The sequence below is a fragment of the Actinomadura sp. NPDC048955 genome (assembly GCF_040649435.1).
In the GTDB taxonomy this organism is placed as follows: Bacteria; Actinomycetota; Actinomycetes; order Streptosporangiales; family Streptosporangiaceae; genus Spirillospora; species Spirillospora luteofluorescens.
Genome location: NZ_JBEZJI010000130.1, coordinates 1 through 6,306 on the forward strand (window position 1 = coordinate 1; position 6,306 = coordinate 6,306).

Genomic DNA, 6,306 nt, shown 5'->3' on the forward strand with positions numbered 1-6,306 from the left:
ACATCTCTCATCAGGGGTGAGGGAGCATCCCCGCCCCGGTGACCGGGGGCCACCGGTCGGCCCCACGCCGCGGCGGCCGACGGTGACCGTGTCACCGTCGACCGAGGGCACGGTTCCCGAGCAGGTCAGCAGGTCGCCCGGCCAGACCTGCCCGCGGAATCGGACCCGGTTGCGGGCGATGTTGGAGGCTCAGATCGTCGGTTCTCAGCCGGTGTGGCTGCTGTGCCGTGCGACTAGTGGAACGCTTCCTCGTGCTCACGTAGGGGACGTTCCGCAGGCAGGCCAGGCGACGAACTTGCACCTCCACGTTCGCCCTCCCGCTGGCGTTGCGTGGCCGGCCTCCCGCCGCCAAAGCACGTGGTCGCGTCAAAGGTCGCCCCACCTCGTCGACGCCGACCTCCTCAAAGCAGCCTTCGGCCTGCTTCCCCATCCCGGCCGCTCGGCCACCTCCTGCGCCAAGCTGCTGGACGTCAAGGTCAGCACCCTCTGCAACCACATTCCCGACCAGGCCGAGTTGTGCGCCGCCAGCGCCGCGGCCGCCGAGCTCCAGACCGGAAGCACCCAATGTCCAGCAGCAGCCCGCAGCCCGGCGAGCATGCTGAGGAAGGCCGCCGCCCCTGGCGATGCGGAGCGAGGATGGCGCCGAGTCCTGGCTTTGACGTGACACGCTGAGCGTCGTTCTTCACGTCTTGGTAAATGTCGTGGCTGGTGGGCCCGAGGTGTTAGCCTCGATCTTTCGTGAGGTCGGTTGGGTCGCGGAGCGACTCAACCGACTCTTCGTTTTCGGTGGCGGGTCGTTGGTCGGGCCCGACTGTCGCGTCGGGTGGGCGGGGTTCTACGGGCCCGGGGGTTGTCCTTCCTGGTGTTGATGGGACGACTTGTTGCTGGTCTGGCCCATATCGCTGCCTGATCTGTTGTGGTGGCCAGCGGCGTGCAAGCAGTTCTTCGACCACGACTCGCAAATCCGGGCGCTGCGCCAGCTTCGCCTTCTTGAGGCGACCGGCTCGTTGCTCAGCGGCCGCATCGGCTGCGCCAGCGCGGTAGGCCTCACGGCCACTGTCACGCGCGATCTCCCGGGACACAGGCCTCGGGACTGGCAGGAGTCGTTGATCGAGTGATCGGTATTCGCCGAAGTGCTCGGCTGGCTGATCACTGTGTGTGATCGCTAGGGGCGTAGCGGTTCCATGCTCCTCCGGCGTCTGCGGCGATGCGGGTGGTGGTCTTGTGGTGAAATCCGAGGGACTGGGCGATCACAGGTGCGGGGGCCTGCAGGACGAGTTGGCGCAGTGCCGCGGCTCTGGCCGTGCCGGTGGCGAAGCCGGCGAGGCGGAGGTGTTCGCGGATCGTGCCGGCGTGGGCTGGCTGGTCGGCTCGTCGGCCGGGAAACAGCCAGCGTGCGTCGGCGTTGGTCGCGGTGTTGAGGTGGGGCCTGTTGGCGGCCAGTTCTCGGAGCAGGCTGGCGAAGGGTTCGATGATGGGGGTGGGCGGGTCGCCGAGGCGGAGGAGGACTTCATCCTGGTCCTGGGTGAGGTCGTCGAGGGTGAGGCGGACGAGTCGGGTGACGGGTTGAGCGTAGACGAGCACGAGGCATGCCGCGACGCGGGTGGTCAGAGGAAGCTCGTCGTGGGTGACCGCTCGGCGGATCAACCGAAGCCTGTGCTGCTGGGACATGGGGATGGTCTTCGTGGTCTCCATGGCGGGCAGCCGCCGTTTGGGCATATGCCCACTGCCCATGGCCCAGCGTAGGAATGCCCGCAGCGTGCTGGCTTGGCGGAGGGTGTGACCGGCGTGCCAGGTATCGAGATCTGCCTGAGTGCAGAAGGCCAAGGAACGGCCGGTCGTGTCGAGCCAGGTCAAGAACGTGTGCGCTGCCCGGAACTGCTCACCGGCAACTCGTCGAGATCCCGGGGTCAGGGGCTTGACGGCGGCCCTGGCGCGGAACTGTGGGAGCTGGTGCCAGGTCGCGAAGGCGCGGAGCAAGCGCTGATGGGGGTCATTGCGGAGTTCGCCGAGACGGTGGGTCAGCCAGGTCTGGTGATGGAGCAGTTGTTTGTCGATCGTCGGGAGAACTCCGGCGGCCATGAGGAGATCGCGCAGGTGAGCGACGGTGCGCCAGTTCGGAAGTCCATGGAGGGCCTCGTGGGTGAGCGGGAGGGCTCCGGTGGCCGGGCCGGTGATGAGCGTGTGGACGTGAGGTCGGCGCAGCCACATCCAGGTGGACTTGGGGTTGGGTGAGGCGATGAGTTTGTCCGCGAGCGCGCTCAACGCCGGGTTGACGCGGCCGGTGCCGTCGTCGAAGAAGCCGTGGACCAGGTCGGTCAGGGTGCAGCGGGTGCAGAGCCGACCGGTGTGCAGCGGTCCTACGAAGCCGCACCGGTCACAGAGGTAGCTGCGGGTGATGCCCGCGCAGTCGCGGCAGATCGGCGTTCCGTCCTCGCCGCGGCCGGGCAACGCCCGATCGACACGGCATCCCAGACAGGTCCCGCGTGTCAGCAGCGCTTTTTCTTCGCAGGTCCGGCACACGGATCCGTCGGGCCAGCGAGTTGCGACGTAGCCATGACGGCCGCATCGGCCGCAGCTGTGGAGATGCCACCGCTCCCATTGCTCAAGGGCCTCGCCGGACTTCAGGGCAGGCTTCATTGCTCCGGCCGGATCCGAGCCCGCTTGGGTCTGATCGGCGCGACCTGCGGCGCTGGGGTTCCGGTCTCGCCGGTGGCGGTGCGGCGGGGCGCGGCGTTCTCGGCCCGGGTGGCGATCAGGTCGGAGGGGGTGCAGTTGAGGATGTCGCAGAGCGCGGCCAGCACCGGTAGCGAGAGCCGTTCGGGGCTCTGGGTGACCAGGCGCCAGACCTGCACCGACGACAGCATGATGCCGCGTTCGGCCAGCGGCCCGGCCAGGTCAGTGGCCGAGAACATGCCGTGGGCAGCCATCACCTCGCGGAGTCGCCATTGGTAGCTGACCTGGCGTTTCATCGTCGCGTCCTTCCGGTGGCGAGGGCGGCGTTCATCGTGTCCCCCATGGCCTTGCGCAGGGTTCGGATGCGGAAGTCCGACGAGACGCAGGTGTAGAGAGAGGTGGTGGAGGCGTGCTCGTGGCCGACCTGCTCCTGGACGAACCGCGGATCCCAGCCATCCTCGATCAGGTGCGTGACGTAGGACCGGCGGAATGAGTGGAAGTCCAGGCCCGCGTCCAGCCCGAGCGCGGCGCGGTAGGTGGCGAAGCGAGTGTTGATCTGCGAGAACCCGATGCGCGGGCTGCGCTCGGACGGCCAGAGCGCCGGAGAGTCCGCCTGCGCGAACCCAGCGCGGGCCTCCTCCACCCACTGCTCCAGGATGTCGACGACCCAGTCCATCCCGCCGACGCCGTCACGGGGGCCGACCGTCAACACGCTGCGGCGTTTGAGTGGCGAGCCTTTCATCGCCTTGCCCCAGCGCACGTAGCAGACGCCGAACTCGCCGAACTGCCGGGCGTGCGGGTTGCGGCCGAAGTCGACCAGGTCGAGCATCCGGGCCTCGCGGCGGCGCAGCCCGTAGGCGTAGGCGGTCTTGAACAGGGTCGCGTCGCGGAAGGCCCGGAGCCAGCCTTTGTGGCCGGCGCCGCGAACCCGGTGGATCTGGTCGTCGGCGTGGTCGAAGAACGCTTGGAGTTCATCTCGGGTGAACGCGCGCTTGGACGGATCGGCTTCGTTTTCTTGCAGGTGGACGGCGGTGTTCCACTCGTGCACGATCTGGATGGGGTGGGTGCCGAAGCGTCGTTCGCACTCCTCAGCCCAGCCGTAGGCCGGGTCGGTAAGGAAACTGCAGAACGACCGGACCGCCTCGGAGTAGTTGCGCAGCGTCGACTGCTTCAGGTGCCGGACGGCCCGAAGGTCGCCGAGCCACTCGTCCACCAACTGCGGCGTCCAAGCCCAGGGGAAGGCGTCGGCGTAGTGGGTGAATGCCTTCACCGCGTTCTCCCGGCCCTCGATCGTGGAGAACGCGAGGTTGCGGGCGAGTTGCTGGTTGCGCCAGCCCTCCAGCATGGCCTCGGCGACCTGCTCCTCGGGACGCAGCAGTGCCGTCCCGCCCACCAGATGCAGGCTCGCCGCGCCTGGTGCCGCCCCTTCACGGCCCACGTTTCCTCACCTTCCGTTGCTTACATCAAACGAAAGGATCTTTCATCAGAAGTAATCCTATGGCAAACGTGCAGGTAGGAACGGGGTCATCAGGGAGGAGTCAGGACGCGCTACGCTGGCGACCGCCCCAGTGAGGGCTCGACGGAGCCCCCAGGCCAGGAACTTCACGCCGTACGACGGCATGTGTAAGTAGTCGCAGACTTCATCAGATGAAACAGCTATCGATTGGAACCTGCGGACAGCCGCTGGCGCTGAGAACGATCATGGTCAACTAGACACCGGCTGGGGCTCCGCTGAGGTTCGCGGAAAGATCGCCGGGCGGGTGCCGGGGCTGGCTACGGTCCGTGCTGTGCCGGTGAATTTCTGACTGATGAGCAGGCCGAGGCGTACGGGGAGTTCGCCGAGGAGCCGACCCGCCCTGAGTTGGGGCGGTTCTTCTTCCTGGATGACGTCGACCGGGATCTGATCGCGTTGCGGCGCTCGACGCACCATCAGCTCGGCTTCGCGCTCCAGTTCTGCACTGTGCGCTACATCGGCCGGTTTCTCCCGGACGACCCGCTTGACGCCCCATGGCCGGTGGTCGAGCACCTGGCCGCGCAGCTCGGCATCGAGGACCCGTCGGTGGTGAAGCGGTACACCGAGCGGCCGAAGACGCCGTACGAGCACGCGTGGGAGATCCGCGATGCCTACGAGTACCACGAGTACGAGGACCCAGAGTGGTCGCGGCGGTTCCGGACGTTCCTGTACGGGCGGGCGTGGACGCATGCCGAGGGGCCGAAGGCGCTGTTCGACCACGCGGTGGGCTGGCTGCGGCGCAACCGCGTGCTGCTGCCCGGGGTGAGCGTGCTGGCCCGGCAGGTGTCGGAGGTCCGCAAGGTCGCGGACAAGCGGCTGCACGTCACCGTCGCGGGAGCGGCCCGCCGCGCGGATGCGGCGTTGCCCGGGGACCTGGTGGGTGACGCTGAAGACGCCGGAGGGCTCCCGGTTCTCGGAGCTGGAGCGGCTGCGCCGGCCGCCGACGCGTACGACGGGCACGGCGTTCGCGCGCGCTTTGGAGCGGGTGGACGAGATCGGCGCGTTCCAGCTTGGGCGGCTGAAGCTGTCGCAGATCCCGCCGAACCGGATGGCGGTGCTGGCCCGGTACGCACTGGGGTCGAAGGCGGCGCTGCTGGAGCGGGCGGCGGAGCCGAAGCGTACGGCGATGCCACCAAGGGACGGAAGGCGACGCCTCCCATCGCCCCGGAGCCGTCCGGCCCGTCGCGCTACCTGCGCGAAGCCGAGCGCATCCACATCGCCGACCGGATCCGCGAGGGCGCGTCGCAGCGCACCATCGCCGGCGAGCTGGGCCGCCACCCCTCGACATCAGCCGCGCGTTCGCGGCGATGGCGTGGCGGGCGGCCACCGGCCCGGTGATGTTGCCTGGCTACGTCAGGTAACACTTGGCGCCCTCGGGGACCTGACCGACCCACGCGGGTCCTCGCCGGTGACGTACACGCGCTGCCTGGACCTGGCCGTCCGCAACGGCGTGACGATCATTACTGAGACCGGCCGATGAGCAGCACCCGTTGGGCCGCGAGCTGGGAGCACAGCCGCGGTTGGCTTCGGGGACCAGGACGCGGTCGAGAAACTCGCGGCGCGCTTACGGGTCCAGGGACCGTCGGTGAGGGCCATGGTAATAGTCCGCTCGGCGACCTTGGGGGAAGCCAATATCCCGGTCGGCCTGGCCGATGATCCCCTCGATCGTGCGGCCGGCGGCACTGCGCTGGGGTCGTGGCGGACCAGCCAGTCGAGCATCCTTGCGACCGGAGGGGCGATCCCAAAATGGAAATCTGGACGCTGGAATGATCATGCACATGCTCACGTGGAGCATTCTCGCGTTCTCGCAGAAGGGCATCGTCGACTCTGAGGGAGAACGCCGGGGGCCCGGTGATCCTTCTACTGTGCGTCGGTTTCGAGAGAGCCTTCACGGGCTGGCTCGTCATCTCGTCGCCTGACATACGTGCTGGGCGCATACCCCACGGATGAGCTCAAGGAGCATCGGGTGCCAAACACGCTCGTCGGCGCGAGTCAGGGAATGGCCTTCGCGGCGGTGCTGCAAGTGGGGCTATCGCCACCGCTCGTCCGATACCCGCGCGTTGGGCACCACGGCCGTGACCATCAGCACGCCGAACAGCGCGAGACCGACGCCGACC

At 68.2% G+C, this 6,306-nt stretch carries 4 protein-coding genes; 1 reads left to right on the forward strand and 3 read right to left on the reverse strand.

Going from position 1 to position 6,306, the window contains the following annotated elements:
* Positions 1–1,149 precede the first annotated feature (1,149 nt).
* The 3 genes from AB0C84_RS45015 to AB0C84_RS45025 are packed head-to-tail and all read right to left on the reverse strand — an operon-like array spanning position 1,150 to position 4,114.
* Positions 1,150–2,640, reverse strand: a complete 1,491-nt coding sequence (locus AB0C84_RS45015) for a hypothetical protein (protein WP_361078832.1) — start codon at positions 2,638–2,640, stop codon at positions 1,150–1,152.
* Complete coding sequence (locus AB0C84_RS45020) at positions 2,637–2,972, reverse strand: helix-turn-helix transcriptional regulator (RefSeq protein WP_361078835.1); 336 nt, start codon at positions 2,970–2,972, stop codon at positions 2,637–2,639. Before AB0C84_RS45020 ends, AB0C84_RS45015 begins: the two co-directional genes overlap by 4 nt.
* A complete protein-coding gene (locus AB0C84_RS45025; RefSeq protein ID WP_361078838.1) occupies positions 2,969–4,114 on the reverse strand; it encodes a site-specific integrase in 1,146 nt (381 codons plus the stop codon). Before AB0C84_RS45025 ends, AB0C84_RS45020 begins: the two co-directional genes overlap by 4 nt.
* Positions 4,115–4,477: 363 nt before the next feature.
* Here AB0C84_RS45025 and AB0C84_RS45030 point away from each other — a divergent pair, with 363 nt between their 5' ends.
* The gene (locus tag AB0C84_RS45030) at positions 4,478–5,527 is read left to right on the forward strand and encodes a DUF4158 domain-containing protein (protein ID WP_361078841.1); all 1,050 of its coding nucleotides are present in this window, start codon (positions 4,478–4,480) and stop codon (positions 5,525–5,527) included.
* The last annotated feature ends 779 nt before the right edge of the window (positions 5,528–6,306 follow it).